Origin of the sequence: Demequina salsinemoris, from assembly GCF_000974805.1 — a bacterium.
Taxonomy (GTDB): Bacteria; Actinomycetota; Actinomycetes; order Actinomycetales; family Demequinaceae; genus Demequina; species Demequina salsinemoris.
Genome location: NZ_BBQZ01000002.1, coordinates 581022 through 600333, shown reverse-complemented (window position 1 = coordinate 600333; position 19312 = coordinate 581022). Strand labels below are relative to the sequence as shown.

The 19312-nt window shown below is 70.6% G+C and carries 20 protein-coding genes and 1 tRNA gene; 16 read left to right on the top strand and 5 right to left on the bottom strand.

What is annotated here, in order from left to right:
• Positions 1-188 precede the first annotated feature (188 nt).
• The 11 genes from AOP78_RS06355 to der all read left to right on the top strand — a co-directional run bounded on the left by AOP78_RS06355 (position 189) and on the right by der (position 9498).
• Positions 189-1151 (top strand): heme o synthase, encoded by a 963-nt coding sequence (locus AOP78_RS06355; protein ID WP_083979871.1) that lies wholly within the window; start codon positions 189-191, stop codon positions 1149-1151.
• A gap of 1 nt (position 1152) precedes the next feature.
• Entirely contained in the window at positions 1153-2082 is a 930-nt protein-coding gene (locus AOP78_RS06350; protein WP_062202358.1) for a site-specific tyrosine recombinase XerD, read from the top strand.
• Between the two features lie 20 nt (positions 2083-2102).
• The gene (locus AOP78_RS06345; RefSeq protein ID WP_062202357.1) at positions 2103-2918 is read left to right on the top strand and encodes a ParA family protein; all 816 of its coding nucleotides are present in this window, start codon (positions 2103-2105) and stop codon (positions 2916-2918) included.
• 1 nt (position 2919) lies between these two features.
• The gene (locus tag AOP78_RS06340) at positions 2920-3792 is read left to right on the top strand and encodes a segregation and condensation protein A (protein ID WP_062202356.1); all 873 of its coding nucleotides are present in this window, start codon (positions 2920-2922) and stop codon (positions 3790-3792) included.
• Positions 3792-4346 (top strand): SMC-Scp complex subunit ScpB, encoded by a 555-nt coding sequence (scpB, locus tag AOP78_RS06335; protein ID WP_062202355.1) that lies wholly within the window; start codon positions 3792-3794, stop codon positions 4344-4346. Before AOP78_RS06340 ends, scpB begins: the two co-directional genes overlap by 1 nt.
• Positions 4346-5095, top strand: a complete 750-nt coding sequence (locus tag AOP78_RS06330) for a pseudouridine synthase (RefSeq protein ID WP_062202354.1) — start codon at positions 4346-4348, stop codon at positions 5093-5095. The genes scpB and AOP78_RS06330 overlap by 1 nt, the downstream gene beginning before the upstream one ends.
• 63 nt (positions 5096-5158) lie before the next feature.
• Positions 5159-5521 carry a chorismate mutase gene (gene aroH / locus AOP78_RS06325; RefSeq protein WP_062202353.1) on the top strand — a complete coding sequence of 121 codons (363 nt, stop codon included), beginning with the start codon at positions 5159-5161 and terminating at the stop codon, positions 5519-5521.
• 5 nt (positions 5522-5526) lie between these two features.
• A complete protein-coding gene (locus tag AOP78_RS06320) occupies positions 5527-6573 on the top strand; it encodes a prephenate dehydrogenase (protein ID WP_083979901.1) in 1047 nt (348 codons plus the stop codon).
• On the top strand, positions 6570-7244 hold the full coding sequence (cmk, locus tag AOP78_RS06315) for a (d)CMP kinase (protein ID WP_062202613.1): 675 nt from the start codon (positions 6570-6572) through the stop codon (positions 7242-7244). The genes AOP78_RS06320 and cmk overlap by 4 nt, the downstream gene beginning before the upstream one ends.
• A complete protein-coding gene (locus AOP78_RS06310; RefSeq protein ID WP_062202352.1) occupies positions 7241-7975 on the top strand; it encodes a lysophospholipid acyltransferase family protein in 735 nt (244 codons plus the stop codon). The genes cmk and AOP78_RS06310 overlap by 4 nt, the downstream gene beginning before the upstream one ends.
• On the top strand, positions 7975-9498 hold the full coding sequence (gene der, locus AOP78_RS06305) for a ribosome biogenesis GTPase Der (RefSeq protein WP_439645019.1): 1524 nt from the start codon (positions 7975-7977) through the stop codon (positions 9496-9498). The genes AOP78_RS06310 and der overlap by 1 nt, the downstream gene beginning before the upstream one ends.
• 36 nt (positions 9499-9534) lie before the next feature.
• Here der and AOP78_RS06300 read toward each other — a convergent pair whose 3' ends face one another.
• From AOP78_RS06300 to AOP78_RS06290, 3 genes are all read right to left on the bottom strand, one after another.
• Positions 9535-9960 (bottom strand): DUF1801 domain-containing protein, encoded by a 426-nt coding sequence (locus AOP78_RS06300; RefSeq protein ID WP_062202351.1) that lies wholly within the window; start codon positions 9958-9960, stop codon positions 9535-9537.
• A gap of 66 nt (positions 9961-10026) precedes the next feature.
• The gene (locus AOP78_RS06295) at positions 10027-10797 is read right to left on the bottom strand and encodes a glycerophosphodiester phosphodiesterase family protein (RefSeq protein ID WP_062202350.1); all 771 of its coding nucleotides are present in this window, start codon (positions 10795-10797) and stop codon (positions 10027-10029) included.
• Positions 10790-11752: an alpha/beta hydrolase gene (locus tag AOP78_RS06290; RefSeq protein ID WP_236685306.1), complete on the bottom strand. Its 963-nt coding sequence runs from the start codon at positions 11750-11752 to the stop codon at positions 10790-10792. Before AOP78_RS06290 ends, AOP78_RS06295 begins: the two co-directional genes overlap by 8 nt.
• A gap of 78 nt (positions 11753-11830) precedes the next feature.
• Between AOP78_RS06290 and AOP78_RS06285 the strand changes: the two genes are divergently transcribed.
• Positions 11831-13225, top strand: coding sequence for an MFS transporter (locus AOP78_RS06285; protein ID WP_083979869.1), 1395 nt, complete (start codon positions 11831-11833; stop codon positions 13223-13225).
• Between the two features lie 4 nt (positions 13226-13229).
• Here the strand turns inward: AOP78_RS06285 and AOP78_RS06280 are convergent, their stop codons facing one another.
• Positions 13230-13835, bottom strand: coding sequence for a nucleoside deaminase (locus AOP78_RS06280; RefSeq protein ID WP_062202348.1), 606 nt, complete (start codon positions 13833-13835; stop codon positions 13230-13232).
• A gap of 106 nt (positions 13836-13941) precedes the next feature.
• Here AOP78_RS06280 and AOP78_RS06275 point away from each other — a divergent pair, with 106 nt between their 5' ends.
• The 4 genes from AOP78_RS06275 (at position 13942) to dinB (ending at position 18044) form a co-directional block, all read left to right on the top strand.
• Positions 13942-15114 (top strand): GGDEF domain-containing protein, encoded by a 1173-nt coding sequence (locus AOP78_RS06275; protein ID WP_062202347.1) that lies wholly within the window; start codon positions 13942-13944, stop codon positions 15112-15114.
• Between the two features lie 9 nt (positions 15115-15123).
• Positions 15124-16305: a GGDEF domain-containing protein gene (locus AOP78_RS06270; protein ID WP_062202346.1), complete on the top strand. Its 1182-nt coding sequence runs from the start codon at positions 15124-15126 to the stop codon at positions 16303-16305.
• A 62-nt stretch (positions 16306-16367) separates the two neighbouring features.
• Positions 16368-16441 (top strand) — tRNA-Pro (locus AOP78_RS06265).
• Positions 16442-16835: 394 nt separating this feature from the next.
• A complete protein-coding gene (gene dinB, locus AOP78_RS06260; RefSeq protein WP_062202345.1) occupies positions 16836-18044 on the top strand; it encodes a DNA polymerase IV in 1209 nt (402 codons plus the stop codon).
• Positions 18045-18169: 125 nt separating this feature from the next.
• Here the strand turns inward: dinB and AOP78_RS06255 are convergent, their stop codons facing one another.
• Positions 18170-19282 (bottom strand): class I SAM-dependent methyltransferase, encoded by a 1113-nt coding sequence (locus tag AOP78_RS06255; protein WP_062202344.1) that lies wholly within the window; start codon positions 19280-19282, stop codon positions 18170-18172.
• Positions 19283-19312: the final 30 nt, after the last annotated feature.

Here is a 19312-nt window from a genome sequence, read left to right as displayed (position 1 = left end):
CCAGTGAAGTGTGATCGATTCTGACGTCCACAGCCTAGTAGTCACGAGGATGCGCCGTGTCGATGAGGGCGCCCCATCGTCGTGACCCTGGGGCGTCGCTCCGATGGGAGGGGCGGACAGCGACACACTACGCGCCTTCTCCGGGACCGAGGTCCTAGATCGGGCCGGGCGCGGCTTAGACTGTGCGCATGCCCACGCCAGCGCCAGCTCTTCAGGACGTGCCGGCGCCAGCCGTACCGCGGTGGCTGCTCGCCACGCGGGTTCTCAAGGCCTACGTCGCTCTCACGAAGCCTCGCATCATCGAGCTCCTGCTCGTGACGACGCTGCCGGCGATGGTGCTGGCCGCGGGTGGCTGGCCCCCGATGGGGCTCACCTTCGCGACGCTGTTCGGCGGCTACCTGTCCGCGGGCTCGGCCAACGCGTTCAACAGCCTGATCGACCGCGACATCGACGCGATCATGAACAGGACCCGCAACCGGCCCCTGGTCACGGGGGAGGTCTCGGTCCGGGGCGCGAGGAACTTCGCGTGGATCCTCGGTGCCGTGAGCCTTGCCTGGTTCTGGTTCGTCGTCGGCTCGCCTCTCGCGACGGGGCTGACCCTCCTCGCGATCCTCGGCTACGTGGTGGGCTACACGCTCATCCTCAAGCGCCGCACGTCGCAGAACATCGTGTGGGGCGGCATCGCGGGATGCATGCCCGCGCTCATCGGCTGGGCCGCGGTCACGGACTCGCTCGCGTGGGAGCCCTTCCTGCTGTTCCTCATCGTCTTCTTCTGGACCCCGCCGCACTACTGGCCGCTGTCGATGAAGTTCCGCAAGGACTACGCGCACGCCGAGGTCCCGATGCTGCCGGTCGTGGCGCCGACGCGTCGCGTCGCGATCGAGATGATCGCCTACGCGGTCGCCATGGTGCTCACGAGCCTCGTGCTCGTCCCGGTCGGCGGCATGACGTGGGTCTACCTCGCGGCCGCGGCCGGCGCCGGGGCATGGTTCGTCGTCGGATGCGTGCAGCTGTACGTGCGCTCGCAGCGTGGGGACCAGAAGCTCAAGGAGATGCGGCTGTTCCGTCAGTCGATCGTGTATCTCACGATCGTCTTCGCGGCCGTGCTCGTCGACCCGTTCCTCCCGGACGCCCTGTCGGTCTGGTCCTGACGTGCTCGCGGGCCAGCGCGAGGGCTATCTGGCCCATCTGGCCGTCGAGCGCGGGCTGAGCGACAACACGCTCGCCGCCTACCGCCGCGACCTTGCGAGATATGAGGCCTTCCTGTCCGCCAGGGGCATCGAGTCCCTGCGCGGCGTCACGCGTGGCGACGTGTCCGAGTTCGCGCAGGCGCTCGGCACGGGCGATGACGGCCGCAAGGCGCTCGCGCCCGCATCCGCGTCCCGCGTCGTGGTGGCGGTCCGCGGCTGGCACAGGTTCGCGGTGCTCGAGGGCTGGAGCGATGACGATCCGTCCCTCCAGGTGAAGCCCCGTGCGGTGCCGCGGCGTCTGCCCAAGGCGATCGCCACGGATCAGGTCGAGGCCATCCTCGAGGCCGCCTCCGCGGGCGACGGCATCGCGCCGCTGCGGGACCGCGCCCTGCTCGAGCTCGTGTACGCGACGGGCGCGCGCATCTCCGAGGCCGTCGGCCTCGACGTGGACGATGCGGTGCTCGAGCGGGGGAGCGAATCGGTTCTCCTGCGAGGCAAGGGACGCAAGGAGCGCATCGTCCCGTTGGGCGCGTTCTCCACGAACGCGCTTCACGCCTACCTGGTGCGGGGACGCCCCGGCCTCGCGGCCGCGGGCAAGGGCACGCCCGCGCTGTTCCTCAACGCGCGCGGCGGACGGCTGTCGCGCCAATCGGCGTGGACGATCCTGCGGGCGGCTTCCGAGCGGGCGGGGATCCCCGACGTGAGCCCGCACACGCTGCGCCACTCGTTCGCGACGCACCTCATCTCCGGCGGCGCCGACGTGCGCGTGGTGCAGGAGCTGCTGGGCCACGCGTCGGTCACGACGACCCAGGTGTACACCCTGGTGACGCGCGACTCGCTGCGCGAGGCGTACGTGCTCGCGCACCCGCGTGCCCGTGAGTCGCGGGCGTGACGAAACGGTAATCTGGGCGCGTGACCGACTACCCCGAACCGCAGCCTCTGACCAGCCATGGGCCCGCCCGCGTCGTGGCTCTGTGCAACCAGAAGGGCGGGGTGGGCAAGACGACCACCTCGGTCAACCTCGCCGCGGCCCTCGCGGAGTACGGCCGCCGCGTGCTGCTCGTCGACTTCGACCCGCAGGGAGCGGCGTCGGCCGGCCTGGGAGTCAACTCCAACGACCTCAAGACGACGGTGTACGACCTGCTGCTGAGGTCCGACGTCAAGACCGCCGACGTGATCATGCGCACCGCCTACGAGAACCTCGACCTCCTGCCCGCGAACATCGACCTGTCCGCCGCGGAGGTGCAGCTGGTCGGCGAGGTCGCACGTGAGAGCGCGCTCGCCCGCGCGCTGCGCGACGTGGTCGACGACTACGACGTCGTGCTGATCGACTGCCAGCCGTCGCTGGGCCTGCTGACCGTGAACGCGCTCGTCGCGGCGCACGGCGTCCTCATCCCGCTCGCATGCGAGTACTTCGCGATGCGCGGCGTCGCGCTGCTGGTCGACACGATCACCAAGGTCCAGGACCGGCTCAACCCGCGCCTGTCGATGGACGCGATCATCCCCACCATGTACGACTCCCGCACGCTGCACGCTCAGGAGGTCGTCGAGCGGGTGCGCGAGCGCTTCGGGGACCGCGTCACCGAGACGATGATCGCGCGCACCGTGAAGTTCCCCGACGCCACGGTCGCCGCGGAGCCGATCCTCGCGTTCGCGCCGTCGCACGCCGGCTCGGAGTCGTATCGCAAGCTCGCGCGCGAGCTCGTGACGCGTGGGGTCGCCGCGTAGCATGACCGCCGGCCCGCTCGTGCCGGACCAGGCGCCACGCAAGGGGTTCGAGGTCCACCTCGACAACTTCGAGGGACCGTTCGATCTGCTCCTGAGCCTCATCTCCAAGCACCAGATGGAGATCACGGAGGTGGCGCTCGCGCGCGTCACGGACGAGTTCCTCAGCGTCGTCCGCACCCACGAGACCGACTGGGACCTGTCCCAGGCCTCCGAGTTCCTCGTCGTCGCCGCGACGCTCCTGGACCTCAAGACCGCGCGCCTGCTGCCGCAGGGCGAGGTCGACGACCTCGAGGACCTCGAGCTGCTCGAGGCGCGCGACCTGCTGTTCGCCCGCCTGCTCCAGTACCGCGCCTTCAAGGAGGTAGCAGGACGGTTCGAGACGATGCTCGAGGCGCCGCGCCGCATGCCGCGCGACGTGCCGCTCGAGGAGCATTTCGCGATGCTGCTGCCCGAGCTCGTGTGGAGCATCACTCCCGAGATGCTCGCGACGTTCGCCGCGAAGGCGCTCGAGCCGAAGGCCCCGCCCACGGTGTCCCTGGCCCACCTGCACAACCCCGCCGTGAGCGTGCGGGACCAGGCGCACGTCATCGTCACGCGGCTCCAGCACGCGGGGTCCGTGACGTTCCGAGCGCTCGTCGCCGACGCGGAGAACGTGCATGTGGTCGTCGCACGCTTCCTCGCGCTGCTCGAGCTCTTCCGCGAGGCCGCGGTGTCGTTCGAGCAGGCCAGGTCGCTCGGCGAGCTCACGGTGCGCTGGACCGGCGGCAGCGACGATGTCGACGTGTCGGCGGAGTTCGACGAGGACGACGCGATGGGCGTCGGGCTGGAGGCGGCGCGCGAACCTGAGCGCCGCGACGAGGAGGGAGAGCGCTGATGGACGCACACGTGAGGGGCGCCCTGGAGGCGGTGCTGATGGTCGTGGGCGAGCCGGTGCCGCCGGACCAGCTCGCCGCGGCTCTCGAGGTCCCGGTCGACCAGGTGATCGCGGAGCTCGAGACGCTCCGGGACGAGTACGCGAACCCTGAGGCTCCGCGCGGCTTCGAGCTGCGCGAGGTCGACGGCGGATGGCGCATCTACTCGTCGCGCCTGTACGCGGACGTCGTGGGACGCTTCGTCGTCGAGGGGCAGTCGGCGCGCCTGTCGCAGGCCGCGCTCGAGACGCTCGCCGTGGTCGCGTACCGTCAGCCGGTGACCCGTGGTCAGGTGTCCCAGGTCCGGGGAGTTAACGTTGACTCTGTGATGAAGACGCTGAGCGCGCGCGGGCTCGTGACCGAGGTCGGCGAGACCGGGGGAGCGCTGCTGTACGGCACCACGACCGAGTTCCTCGAGCGCATGGGGATGTCGTCGCTTGACGAGCTGCCCCCGCTCGCCCCGTTCCTGCCCGAGCTCGCGGAGCTCGACGGCACGGATTCCGAGGGAGCCCGATGATGGCCGAGCTCGAGATCCACCGCCCCGAGGGCATCCGCCTCCAGAAGGTGCTCGCGTCGGCGGGTGTCGGCTCGCGCCGCAAGTGCGAGGAGATGATCGAGGCCGGTCGCGTGCAGGTCAACGGCGAGGTCGTCGACCAGCTCGGCGTGCGCGTGGACCCCGACGACGTCGCGATCGAGGTCGACGGCAAGCGCATCAGCGTGGACGACGCGCACGTGACCGTGGTCCTCAACAAGCCGTTCGGCGTGGTGTCGACGATGCAGGACCCGCAGGGGCGTCCCGCGCTCGACCAGTACGTGGCCGACTTCAAGGAGCGCCTGTTCCACGTCGGCAGGCTCGACGCCGAGACCACGGGCGTGATCCTGCTGACGAATGACGGGGACCTCGCGAACCGCCTCGCGCACCCCACGCACGGAGTCTCGAAGATCTACGTGGCGAAGGTCGAGGGCCGCGTGGCCAAGGGCCTCCCGACGCTCCTCAAGGAGGGTGTGGACCTGACCGACGGGCCGGTGCGCGTCACGTCGTGCGTGATCCTCGACATCTCGGGCGATCACTCGCTCGTCCAGGTCGAGCTCCACGAGGGCCGCAACCGCATCGTCCGGCGCATGTTCGACGCGGTCGGGCACCCCGTCGTCGAGCTCGTCCGCACCCAGTTCGGGCCCGTCCGGCTCGGCACGCTCGCTCCGGGCGAGGTGCGGCAGCTGGACCGTACCGAGGTCGGCGAGCTCATGGAGGTCGCGGGGCTGTAGCCCGACGCCGCTGGCCATGGGGCCGCGGCGGCCGCGACGTGCCTCGGACGATACGATTGCGCCATGACCGTACGCGCGATCCGAGGTGCCATCTCGCTCGACGTGGATGAGAGGCAGCACCTTCACGATCGAACGCGCGAGCTCGTCGCGGCGATCATGCGGGACAACTCCCTGACCACGGACGACGTCATCTCCGCCCTCTTCACCGTGACCCCGGACATCGTCTCCGACTTCCCCGCCGCGGCCGCCCGCGAGATGGGCTTCGGTGCCGTTCCGCTCATGTGCGCGCAGGAGATCCCGGTGCCTGGTGCCCTGCCGAGGATCGTGCGCGTGATGATGCATGTCGACACCGACCTCTCGCGCGACGACATCGCCCATGTCTACCTCGGCGAGGCCGTGGCCCTGCGTCGCGACCTCGCGCAGTAGGCGTGATGACTCCTCGGACGCACATCATCGGTGCCGGCCTCATCGGCGCGAGCATCGGGCTGGGCCTGCGCGCGCAGGGCTGGTCCGTGACGATCGCGGACGCCTCCGACCGTGCTCAGGCCCTCGCGTGGGGGATCCGTGCCGGCGACCCGCTCGGCGACGCCGATCCCGAGCTCGTGATCGTCGCGGTGCGCCCGTCGGACACGGGCGACGTCGTCGCCGACGCCCTGCGCACGTGGCCCGAGGCGATCGTGACCGACGTGTCCTCGGTGAAGGCGCCCGTGCTCGCCGCGGCGCGGGCCGCGGGAGCCGCCGAACGCTACGTCGGATCGCACCCCATGGCGGGACGCGAGGTCTCCGGCGGGCTCGCCGCGCAGTCCGACCTGTTCAGCGCGCGCCCGTGGGTCGTGTGCGCGGGCGACGCGCCCGAGTCCTCCGTCGAGGTCGTGAGGACCGTCGCGCGCACGCTCGAGAGCGACGTCGTCGAGATGGCGGCCGGTGCGCACGATGCTGCGGTCGCGAGGGTCTCCCACGCGCCCCAGGTGGTCGCGTCGGCCGCTGCGGCCGCCCTCGGCCCGCTTCACGCGGACGATGTGGCGCTCGCCGGCCAGGGGCTGCGCGACGTCACGCGCATCGCCGGATCGCCGCCCGCGATGTGGGCGGACATCGCGCGCCTCAATCACACGGCGCTCGTGGCGACGCTCGACCACATCATCGGCGACCTCGAGGACGTGCGCGAGGCCGACGACATCGGCGAGGCGCTCACGGACCTCATCGCGCGGGGAAATCTCGAGGTCGAGAGGATCCCCGGCAAGCACGGTGGCAAGACGCGCGACTGGCGCGGCGTCACCGTGATCGTCCCCGATGAGCCAGGCCAGCTGGTGAGGCTGCTCACCGACGCGGCCTCGGTAGGAGCGAACGTCGAGGACCTGTCGATCGAGCACTCGCCGCGCCAGCCGGTGGGTCTGACGACGCTGTACGTGGAGCCCGAGAGCGCCCCGCCGCTCGTCGAGGCCTTGGAACAGGCGGGATGGACGGTGGCCTCGTCATGACCGGAATCGTGATCGCAATCGACGGGCCTGCGGGCACCGGCAAGTCGACCGTCGCGCGCGAGGTCGCGCGGCGGCTCAAGCTGTCGTACTTCGACACGGGCGCGACGTACCGCGTCGGAACCCTGTGGTGCCTGCGCGAGGGCGTGGATCTGACCAACAAGGACGACGTCGCGGCGATGGTCGCGACGATGAACGTCCAGCTCGTCATGAACCCCGACAACCCGTCGATCGTGCTCGACGGCGAGGACGTGTCGCGCCTGATCCGCTCGGACACCGTCGCGCTGTCGGTGTCGAAGGTCGCGACGAACCTCGACGCCCGCGCGATCCTCGGCCAGTGGCAGAAGGACGTCATCGCGGCCGAGCGCGAGGGCGGCTACTCGGAGGGGCGCGGCGTCGTCGCCGAGGGGCGTGACATCACGACGATCATCGCCCCCGATGCTGACGTGCGCGTGCTCATGACCGCTGACGAGGACGTGCGCGTTGCTCGCCGCGCGGGCGAGGGCGCGGATGCGGCCACCGTCCGCGAGGCCGTGCTCGGGCGCGACAAGCAGGACGCGACCGTCGTCGAGTTCCACACCGCGGCCGACGGCGTCGTCACGGTCGACACCACCGACCTCACGATCGAGGAGGCCGTGCAGGCGGTGCTGACGCTCGCGAAGCAGTCGTCGTGACCGATTCCAAGGCGTCCGGCAGCGGGCCGACCGATCGGAAGGTGCCGAGCCGCTGGGGTCCACGCTGGTCGCGCTGGGTCGGGCGGTTCATGGCCAGGGTCATGTGGCGCACCGAGGTGCGTCACGTGGACCGTCTTCCGCGCACCGGTCCCGTGCTCGTGGTGGCGAACCACATCGGGATCGCCGACGGTCCGCTGCTGCACGGCGTGATCCCGCGCGGCTCGCACTTCCTCATCGGCGGCCACATGATGGAGGGCACGTTCGGGCGCTTCCTCAAGGCCGCGCAGCAGATCACGGTGGAGGGCTCGGGGCGCGAGGCGCTCGCCCAGGGCCTCGCAGTCCTCAAGCGCGGCGACGTGGTGGGTGTGTTCCCCGAGGGGACCCGCGGCGGCGGCGAGGCGGAGTCTGTGCACGGTGGCGCCGCGTGGCTCGCGCTGCGCTCCGGGGCGCCTCTCGTGCCCGTCGCGGTGCTCGGCACGAGGCTCCCGGGAGAGTCGGTGCACGCGTGGCCCGAGCTCAGGCGGCGTATGCTGATGGACTTCGGCGAGGCGACACCGCTCGACATCCCTGACAATCTGAAGGGGAGGGCGCGGCAGTCGTGGGCGGAGGAGCGCGTGGCGGCGATCCTGCGTGACCACCTCACCGCAGTCCAGACCACGACGGACCTCGAGCTTCCGAGGGACGACCCGCGCGCCGCCGAGCGCGCAGCGAACGACGCCCAGGAGGCATGATGACCGACTTCGACGAGACCGAGGCCGACCTCGACGAGCTCGGTCCCGGTGAGACCGCGCTGCCGATGCCGCACGAGTCCGATCCCGAGGAGAGCCTCGACGAGATCCGCGAGGCCGCGCTGCGTGCGGGCCTCGAGGCGTACGAGCTGACCGAGTCGGACCTCGAGGCGCTCGGCTCCGAGCCGGAGCCCGTCGTCGAGGAGGCGCTGGCGACGCTTGCGATCATCGGCCGCCCGAACGTCGGCAAGTCGACGCTCGTGAACCGCATCATCGGCAAGCGTCTCGCGGTCGTCGAGGACAGGCCCGGCGTCACGCGTGACCGCGTCTCGTACCCGGCCGAGTGGGCGGGGCGCGACTTCATGCTGCTCGACACGGGCGGCTGGGAGAAGAACGTCACAGGCATCGACCTCTCGGTCGCGCAGGCCGCCGAGGCGGCGATCGACCTGGCCGACGCCATCGTGTTCGTCGTCGACGCGACCGTGGGCGCGACCGCGACGGACGAGCAGGTCGTCAAGCTGCTGCGCAAGTCCGGCAAGCCCGTGGTCCTCGCCGCGAACAAGGTCGACGGCCCGCAGGGTGAGCTCGAGGCCGCGGCGCTGTGGAACCTCGGCCTCGGCGAGCCCTACGCGGTGTCCGCGCTGCATGGCCGCGGCACGGGTGACCTTCTCGACGCCGCGATGGCGATCCTGCCCACCGAGATGCCCGAGGTCGAGGTCGCGGAGGACACCCCGCGCCGCATCGCGCTCGTCGGTCGTCCCAACGTCGGCAAGTCCCAGCTGCTCAACAAGCTCGCGGGCGAGCAGCGCGTCGTCGTCCACGACCTCGCCGGCACGACCCGCGACCCGGTGGACGAGACGGTCGAGATCGCGGGAAGGCCGTTCGTGCTGGTCGACACCGCGGGCATCCGCCGCCGCGTGCACCAGACCAAGGGCGCCGACTTCTACGCCTCGCTGCGCACGCAGACCGCGATCGAGCGTGCGGAGATCGCGCTCGTGCTCATGGACGCGTCGGTGCCGCTGTCGGAGCAGGACACCCGCGTCATCTCGCAGGTCGTCGACGCGGGCCGCTCCATGGTGCTCGTGTACAACAAGTGGGACCTCGTGGGCGAGGACGAGCGCTTCCTGCTCGAGCGCTCGATCGACAAGGACCTCGTGCAGCTGACGTGGGCGCCGCGCGTGAACCTGTCGGCGCTGACCGGCTGGCACACCAACCGGCTCATGGGCGCGATCGACCTCGCGCTGTCGAGCTGGGATCAGCGCATCTCGACCGGCAAGCTCAACTCGTTCCTCGGCGAGCTCGTCGCCGAGCACCCGCACCCGGTGCGCGGAGGCAAGCAGCCGAAGATCCTGTTCGGCACGCAGGCCTCGACTCGGCCGCCGCGCTTCGTGCTGTTCGCCTCGGGCTTCCTCGAGCCGACGTATCGCCGCTTCATCGAGCGTCGCCTGCGCGAGCAGTTCGGGTTCGAGGGCACGCCGATCCAGATCTCGGTGCGCGTGCGAGAGAAGCGCAAGAAGCAGCGCTGACGCGGTTCGCGCGTCCGGGGTGACGTGTCGCCCCGGTCAGGCGGTGTGGTCGCCTCGCGCGATCCCGAGCCGCGCGAGGGCGGCGAGCGCGGACGTCTCGATCTGCTCGAGCCTCTTCACGTAGAGGCAGCCGACGCCCGTGGTGTGCGGGCCGAGCGCGGCCAGCAGCGACTTCTGCTCCTCGGAGTCCTGGAGGCCGTAGAAGGTGAGCTGCGCTTTGCGCGGCGAGAACCCGACCTTCATCCAGTCGCCGCTGCGGCCCGAGGCGTAGCGATACGTGTACGTTCCCCAGCCGATGATCGATGGCCCCCACATGACGGGGTCCACGCCGGTCGCGTCGGTCAGCAGCGCGACGATCCGCTCAGCCTCGTCGCGGCGCCGTGCCGGCTCGACGGCGGCGACGAAGTCCGCGACCGGCACCGCGGTGGGCTGGGTCTTATTGGGCGCGCGTCCGTCTGCCATGCCCAGATCGTGACACAGGGACGATGCGCCGGCCAGCGGGCGGCTCGCGCGCTCGGGGAGCAGGGTTCAGCTCCAGGCGCCTCGGGCGATCAGGACGTCGCGGAGCAGATCCGCGCGATCGGAGACGATGCCGTCCACGCCCCAGTCGAGCAGGCGCGCCATCTGGTCGGCCTCGTTGACGGTCCACACGTGCACGGGTCTGCCCGCGCGATGCGCGGCCTCGACGTGGCGACGGGTGAGCAGTGTGACGCCCCGCATCGTCTCGGGGATCTGCAGCAGGTGGACCCTCCTGAGCAAGGCGCTCACGCCTCGCCCGCTCGCGCCGAGCGCGAAGAACGGCGCGGCCTCGCTCGTGGCGGCCGACGTGGCGACGGGCCGGGACAGGAGCCTCACCGTCTCGAGCCTCCGTCGGGAGGAGAACGAGGCGACGCAGACGCGGTCGTGCGCCTGGGTGCGCTCGATCGCCTCGGCCACGGGGACGATGCCGGAGACGGCCTTCACGTCGATGTTCACGTTGAGGTCGGGCCAGGTCCCCAGGACGTCCTCGAGGAGCGGGACGGGCTCGACGCCGCCGATCCTCGCGGCGAGCACCTCGTTCGCGGGAAGCTCCGACACCGCACCTGCCCGGTCCGTCGTCCTGTCGAGCGACGAGTCGTGCAACGCGATCGCGACGCCGTCGGCGGTGCCGTGCGCGTCCGTCTCGACGTAGCGGAAGCCCAGATCGACCGCGGACTGGAAGGCCCTCATCGAGTTCTCGAGCCCCTCACGGGAGAAGCCGCGGTGAGCGAGCGCGACGATCGAGCCCGGCTCGCCGAGGTAGGGGTGCCGCTCAGGCACCAGGGTCCTCGGGCGCCGGCAGCACCCGGCCGAGCCACTCGACCAGACGTTCCAGGTAGAAGGCGCGCGGCGCATCGTCCGAGAGGGTGAGGTCGTGGACGCCGTCCGGCACGACGAGCTCCTCGACCCGCGAGCCGAGCCGCGGTCCGATGCGCGCGATCGCGTCGACGTCGACGACCGTGTCCTGGGCGTCGAGCCGGGGATTGTCGGGGGAGTCGGGGCCGCCCTCGGCCGCCCGCGCGACCAGGATGGGGATGGAGAGATCGAGGCCCTTGGCCGCGCGGGCCTGCGCGCGCAGCGCCGCCTGCAGCCAGGCGGCCCGCGCGGGCACCCCGTCGGGCCGCTTCCAGGCGGGGTCGAAGTCCCAGCGGCCACCTTCGGACGCCAGCAGATGGGTGGCGTACCAGGAGGGTCCCTGGGACACGATCGACATCGGATCCCTGCGTGCGATCAGGGGCAGCGCGAGCCCGCCGACACGTTGCAGGCGCGTGGCGACGGTACCGAGGAAGGGGGCGTCGAGCACGAGCGCATCGACAGGGCCCGCGCCGTGGTCGTGCAGGCGGATCAGCGCGAAGAGCGACCCCATCGAATGCGTATGGAGAGCGAGCGGCAGCCCCTGCTCGGCTCGCGCGACCGCCTCGGCGGCGGCGGCGATGTCCTCGCCCTGCTCGGCGACGTCGGTCGTGAAGTGGGGCACGTCGTCGGGGCGCAGCGAGCGGCCCGCGCGGCGCAGATCGACCGCGTAGAAGACGTAGCCCGCCTCCGTGAGGGCCTCAGCGACGTGCGACTGGAAGAAGTAGTCGTTGTAGCCGTGCACCATCAGGACGACTCCGCGCGGGTTCTCGGGACGGGTCTCGTACCGGACCAGGGTCGCGGGCCCGAGCGGGGCCTGCGAGAAGCCCTCGAGGACGTCCTCGCGCCACGTCAGCACGGCGGAGGGAATGCGGGCGGTCACCCGCGCATCGTACGACGCGTCGCGTTCTCGACGCCGTGTCTTCACCCTTTGTTTACCAAGTTGCGACAGTCTTGGCCCATGACTCACGAGGGAACGCCCGTCTACGCTGTGACCATGGATCACGACGGGGACGAGCCGCCAGCGCAGCAGGGAGGCCCCGGCAAGGGTCGGGTCGTCGCCTGGGCGCTGTGGGACTGGGCCACCCAACCGTTCAACTCGGTCATCGTGACGTTCGTCTTCACCGCGCTGTACCTCACCTCCGAGGCGTTCATCGACCCGGCGATCGCGGCGCTGGGAGAGGACGACCCGCAGTACGACCTCGCGCTCGCCCATCTGGCGAGCGGGGTAGGGCTCGCCGGCACGGTCGCGGGCATCCTCGTCGCGCTCGTGGCTCCGGTGCTCGGTCAGCAGGCGGACACCGCGGGCAAGCGCAAGCGATGGCTCGCGATCTCGACGGGGATCCTCACGATCGTCACGGCCGCCCTCTACTTCGTGCAGGCGGCGCCCTCGTACTTCGTGCTCGGAGTCGGCCTCATCGCGGTGGGCCTCGTCGCGAACGAGCTGGCCGCGGCCCAGTACAACGCCCTCATCACGCAGGTCACGACGCCGAGGAACGTGGGCAAGGTCTCGGGTCTCGGCTGGGGCATGGGCTACATCGGCGGCATCGTCGCGCTGGTGCTGGTCGTCGTGGCCGACAGCTCGGACTGGTGGGGCCTCGACACGTCCAACGGCATGGCCTACCGGCTCATCGCGGTGGGGTGCGCCGTGTGGACCGTCGCGTTCGCATGGCCGGTGTTCACGTTCGTGCCGGAGCCCGAGGCCACGGGACGAGAGCCCGTCAGCTTCTTCGCGAGCTACGGGCGGCTGTGGCGTGACGTCGTCCGCCTGTGGCGGTCGGACCGCTCGACCGTGTGGTTCCTCATCGCGAGCGCGATCTACCGCGACGGTCTCGCCGGCGTGTTCGCGTACGGCGCCGTGATCGCGTCCGTGGCCTTCAAGTTCGACGCGACCGAGGTGATGATCTTCGGGATCGCCGCGAACCTCGTCGCGGGCATCGCGACCATGATCTCGGGCGCGATCGACGACTGGATCGGCCCGCGCACCCTCATCCTGTGGTCGCTCGGCGGCATGATCGTCGCGGGTGCCGCGGTGGTCGCGCTCCACAGTCACGGCAAGACGATCTTCTGGATCGCGGGTCTGGTCCTGTGCCTGTTCGTCGGGCCGACGCAGTCCGCGTCCCGTTCGCTCCTGGCCCGTGTGGCGCCCCCGGACAAGGAGGGCGAGATGTTCGGCCTCTACGCAACCACCGGTCGCGCCGCCTCCTGGATGGCGCCGATGATGTGGACCATCGCGATCGCCGCCACGGGTGCGACGATCTGGGGCGTCGCGGGAATCATGTCCGTCGTTCTCGTGGGCTTCATCGCGCTGCTCCTCGTGAAGATCGACGTGCGGCCCGTCGACGCGGAGGCGTGAGGCCTCACTCCTTGTCGATGCGGCCCGCGCCCCGCGCGTTGTAGACCGTCGACGCCGACGCGCCGTAGGCGCGGTACACGGCCAGCGCATCGTCCCTGCCCACGTCCTGGGTGACGGAGATCCCGCGGGCCTCGAACTGGGCTGCCCAGTCCGCCACCATCGGGCCCTCGTCGAAGCCCGTGAGCCGCTCGAGCTCGGGGCCGTCGCCCGCGACGACCAGGTGCCTCACTCCCGACCACATCGTCGCGCCGTAGCACTGGACGCAGGGACGCCAGTTGACGACCAACGCGAGGTCGCGCTGCGCGCCGAGGTCCCATGTGCCGAGCCTCTCCTGAGCGAGGCCGAGCGCCATGACCTCCGCGTGCGCGCTGGACTTGCCCGATGCGAGGACGACGTTGACGCCGGCGGAGACGAGCTCGCCAGTGGTGTGGTCGACGACGATCGCGGCGAACGGGCCGCCGTTGCCCTCGCGCCAGTTGCGGTCGGCGAGGCGGTTGACGAGCGCCATCTGCGCTTCGGCACCGTCGAGCTCGTGAGGGAGAGCGGCGAGCTCGCGCTGCAGCCACGCGGGCAGGCTCAACGTGAAGGACGAGGACAGCGATGAGGGCATGGCGGCTCCTTGCGAGGGTCGGATACGTCGATTGTCCGCTATCGCCGCTGGAAACGGGCCAGGTCGCTCCTCCCGGTCGGCACGGCGTGTCGGTACGCTGTGAGACATGGTCGACCCGTTGACCGCCCGCATCGTGCTGGCGCTCGTCGCGCTGGTCGCCCTCGTGCTGTTCTACGTCGGCACCTACCGGGCCACACGCGCGCGCTACGCGCTGTGGTGGTGCCTCGCGCTCGTGAGCACGGGCATCAGCACGGCGGCCTACTCGTTCAACGGCTCAACGTTGCAGGTGGTCCTGAACCCGCTCGCCAACATGCTCGCGGTCGGCAGCACCGCGTTCGTCTGGTTCGCGGTTCGGGCGATCCGCGGCAGGCGGCCCGCCTGGGCCGCCCTCGCAGGCCTGATCGCCGTCGTGCTCTGCGCGACCGTCCTCGGGCATCCAGCAGAGGACGAGTGGGCGGGCGCGGGAGTGCTGATCGCCGCCATGCTGGCATGCCTCGTGCTCGCCGCGCACGAGGTCAGGATGCTGCTGCGCGAGCGGCCGCGCTCCGATCCTGCCGACCCGCACGACAGCTCGAGGACCGCGCTGCTCGCGCTCTACGCCTCGTCGGTGCTGTTCGGGGCCTGGTACGGGGCGCGCCTCGTGGGGTTCGTGGTGCTCGGCACGGACGATGCTCGTCTCGAGGAGTGGTTCGGGACGTTCATGACTTCGGTGGTCCTCGTGGTCGTCCTCCTGATCGCGACGTACGGGATGAGCGAGCTGAGCCACTACGAGCTGACGCGCGAGCTGCGCTTCAGGGCCTCATACGACTACCTGACCGGCCTGCTGTCGCGCGGCGAGTTCCTTGCTCGCGCCGAGCAGCGACGTGCCTGGCCCCAGGGCCCGAAGGTGCTGGTGGAGGCCGACCTCGACCACTTCAAGACGCTCAACGACGCGCTCGGGCACGCCGCGGGAGACCGCGCGCTGCTGGCGTTCGGCTCCGTGTGCCGACAGGCGGTCGAGGGCATCGGGATCGCGGGCCGCATCGGCGGCGAGGAGTTCGCGATCCTGCTGGACAGCGGGAATCTGGAGGACGCGCGCGTCGTGGCAGCGCGCATCTCGGAGCGCTACGGCGCGGAAGCGCCAGTGAGGCTCGGCAAGGCGACCGTGAGCTACGGCGCGACCGTGGTGACCCGTGGCGAGAGCCTCGAGGCGGCGATGCTCCGCGCGGACGACGCCCTGTACAAGGCCAAGCACGCCGGGCGGGACCGGTTCGAGTTCGTGCCGCGGCCCGCGCTCTAGGCTGAACACATGCTGGACGTCGAGACGCTCCGCGCGATCCAACCGGTCATCACCGCGTGCGTCTTCGCGCTGGCGTTCTTCGGCACGTACCTGCCCACCCGCGCGCCCTACGCGGGCTGGTGGAGCGCCTCCGCGGCATCGGCCGGCATCGGCTCGATCACCCACCTGGCGATCGACTCGTGGGGAGATCTCGCCATCGCCGTGGGCGACGCGCTCACGGTAGGCGCTGCCGCGTGCGTCTGGGGAGCGGCGCGGTCGCTCAGCGGGCGTCGCGTGGCGGCGTGGTGGCTGGTGCCCGCACCGCTCATCGTCGCCGCGATCGCGCTCGTCGAGGCCCACGGTGACGTGGCGGGCATGCCGGGCACGCTTGCGGTCATCCTCGGCACGGGCGGTTATCTGGGGCTCGCGGCGTGGTCTTTACGGGGACTACTGCGCCATCGGAGCCTGCGCAGGGGGCCCGGCACCTTGCACGCGGCTCGCGTCGCGATCGAGGCGATGGTCGCGTCGACGAGCATCATCGTTGTGTTCTACGCGGTGCGCGCCGTGGTCTACGTGACGCTCGGGCCGGAGCACGTGCTGTACACGCACTGGACCGGGCCCGAGGCGACGATCGTCACGGTGATGCTCTTCTTCGTCGTGGTGACCTATTCGGTCACCGAGCTGAGTCATCTCGACTCGTCGCTGCGGTGGCGCGACCGCGCGATGCGAGACGACCTGACGGGTCTGCTCGCGCGCGGCGCCTTCATGGACCTCGCCGAGGAGGCGCTTCTCCACGCCAGCGGCGGCGGCCGCCGGCTCGTGCTCGTGGCCGCGGACTTCGATCATTTCAAGCAGCTGAACGACACCTATGGCCATGCGGAGGGCGACCGTGCGCTGCGCGCCTTCGGCGAAGCGTGCCGAGGCCTGCTGCGCGACGACGACCTGGCCGGGCGCATCGGCGGGGAAGAGTTCGAGCTGCTGCTCGCCGAGACGGACCTCGCGGAGGCGCGGCAGGTGTGCGAGAGGCTGGTCGCGGCGTTCGCTCGGAGCTACGACGACAGCGCCATCGCGGCACCGACGGTGAGCTTCGGCGTTGCCGTCGCGGACCCGAGCATCCCTCTGCCAGCGCTCATCGCCCGTGCCGATGCCGCGCTCTACCAGGCCAAGGAGCAGGGGAGGGACCGCGTCGTCATCGCGGATTCGGAATCCTGAGCGCGATGTCCGTGGCGTGTACTTCCGGCCCTCAGGAATCCGGTACGATTATCAGGCTGTCACGGGCTGTGGCGCAGCTTGGTAGCGCACCTGACTGGGGGTCAGGGGGTCGCAGGTTCAAATCCTGTCAGCCCGACTCGGGAGAAATCCCTGGTAGTAGGCCGGTTTCGAGAATTCGAGGCCGGCCTTTCTGCTTGTCTGTTGGGCTTGTCAGGCGGCCCGCTTGGCCCGCGCCCGGGCGCTATGTCAGTGATGAGCCTGAGGCTCATCCGCGCGAACACCCTTCAGAAGGACAGGTGCGCGCGCCGTCCCCGCGAACCTGTCGTGTGCGGCAGGCGGGATGCTACGTCGCTGTAGCGCGACTGGCGGCAGAGCGGGGGGAGGCTCGCAGCACCTGGGCGATTCAACTTGCCGGACCCGCCCGAGGTGCAGGCCGGGTCAGATGTAGCCAGTCAGCGCGCCCGACCCGTGCGATGTCGGGCGCCGGTGGGACCATTCCTGGAGGAACGTGGGGCGGCAGGAGGTGTGACATGCGGGGCGAAGCGACCGTGATCCACGCCGACCTCGACGCGTTCTACGCCTCGGTCGAGCAGCGGGACGATTCCGCACTTCGGGGAAGGCCTGTGATCGTGGGCGGCGGCGTTGTGGTGGCCGCGAGCTACGAAGCGAAGGCTCGGGGCGTTCGCACCGCGATGGGGGTGCAGCGGGCGCGCGCGCTCTGTCCCGGGGCCATCCTCGTCCCGCCCCGCATGGAGGCCTATTCCGACGCGAGCCGTGCAGTGTTCGCGATCTTCCACGACACCACGCCGTACGTGGAGGGAGTCTCGATCGACGAGGCGTTCCTCGAGGTCGGGGGACTGCGCCGCCTTGCCGGGACTCCTGAGCAGATCGCCGTGCGCCTAAGGGAGCGCGTGCGGGCCGACGTGGGGCTTCCGATCTCGGTGGGCGTCGCGAGAACCAAGTTCCTCGCGAAGGTTGCGAGCGCGGTCAGCAAGCCTGACGGCCTCCTCGTGGTGGGGCCCGACCGCGAGGAGGCATTCCTTCATCCACTCCCAGTCGAGCGGCTCTGGGGCGTCGGCGCGGTGACCGCGGAGAAGTTGCACAGCAACGGCGTCTACACCGTCGGGCAGTTGGCGGAGCTCGACGCCGCGACCGCCGAGCGATGGCTCGGCAGGGCGACCGGTGCGCATCTGCATGCGCTGGCCCGGCTCCGTGACCCGCGGCCAGTCGACACGACCAAGCGCCACGGATCCATCGGCTCGCAGCGGGCACTTGGCAATCGGCCGCATACGAGTGGTGAGCTCGGGCTGATCCTCACTCAGATCGTCGACGGCCTCGCGAAGCGCCTGCGCGATCGCGGATCCGCGTGCACCACTGTGGTCCTGAGGCTTCGCTACGGCGATTTCGAGAAGGCGACCAGATCGCGGACGCTCGCCGCGCCGACCGACCGCACCGAGGTGGTGCTCGGCGCAGCCCAGAGTTTGCTCGCGGCGGCGGGTGCCGACATCGCCGACCGCGGCGTCACCCTCATCGGCGTCTCGCTCGCGCAGCTGACCAGCGCCGGCACGGTTCAGCCGGAGCTTCCGATCGACTGGAACGATGGGGCGCGCATCGATACGGCGCTCGACACCGCCCTTGACGCGGTCCGCGATCGGTTCGGCTCCGCCGCCGTCACGCGCGCGGCGCTCATCGGTCGTGATCCTGGTTGGTCGGCGCCGCGGCTGCCCGAACACGAGTAGGAACACGCACTGCCCGGTCAAGTCCCGTGAGGTGGGCGGCGGCTCGTGGCCGTCATCAAGGGCAGTTGCGCGGCGGAGTGAAGCATGCGGCCTGGCGTTGGCGGCCGGCATCGGTCGGATAGTCCTCAGCGACGCCTCGACTGGGTGACGGTGAACTTGGCATTGCGAGCGATCTGCCGGGTGGGGCCGATCGTGCGTTCGAGCAGCGGCCGATACCTGAGCCCGGAGTTCCACACGCACCACAGTTGACCGCCTGGGCGCAGGACCCGCGCCACATCCGCGAACATCCGGGGCGCGATGAGGTCGGTCACTGCCGCAGCCGAGTGGAACGGCGGGTTCAGTGCGATGAAGGAGGCACTCGCGGAAGTCCTGGTGCCCAGCATGTCGTCGCGCACCACGGTGACGCGGTCCGCGATGCCGTTGGCGAGCATCGTCGCTTGCGCGGACGCGACGGCGATGGCCGACTGATCGCATGAGTGGATATGCGAGCCGGGATAGTGCGTGGCCATCCACGCGCCGACGATCCCCGTGCCGCAGGCCAGATCGATGAATGGATCGTCTGGTGTTCCGCCGGACGGAGCGTCGGGGAGGTTCTCAAGCAGGAGGCGGGTGCCAATGTCGAGTCGCGCGCCCGCGAAGGCTCCGCCGTACGCACGCACCTCGAGACCCGCGACCTGCGCGGCGGCCGGGGCGGGATCGCGGCCATCCCGAGGCGCGCGGGCGATGAGGACACGCGACTTCTGACGGGCGTGGCTGATGTCCAACTGTCCGAAGCTCTCGCTCAGCACCGCGTTCATCGACACCGACATGTGCTTGAGCCTTCCGCCTGCGACGACTACCACGCCGGGGTCGGCGTGCGCGGCGATCAGGCCGGCGATGTCGCGCAGCGCGTCGAGGGAGCGCGGCAACCGGAGCAGGACGATGCGGGCCCCGCCCACCAGTTCAGCGTCGAGAGGAAGGGGGCGAAAGTGGTCGGTCAACCCCAAGCGAGACGCGTTCGCCTCGAGCGCGCGCTCCCCGGTGATCGCATCGAGGTGGGTTCGTATCGCACTCGCACCGTCATCTGCGGCCCCGAGGGTGAGCGCGCCGTAGGCATCGTTGATCACCACGATGTCTCCTGGCTGGGCAGAGGCGCGCAGGCCTGCCGACTCGTCCAGGATCAATCGATCTGCCGCGTCCACGGCGACCAGTCCGGGCGCCTCGACATCGGGCCAGCGCCGCAGCGAGTCGAAGATCATGAGGAAAGCCTAGCCTCGGGTGGGCAGGGG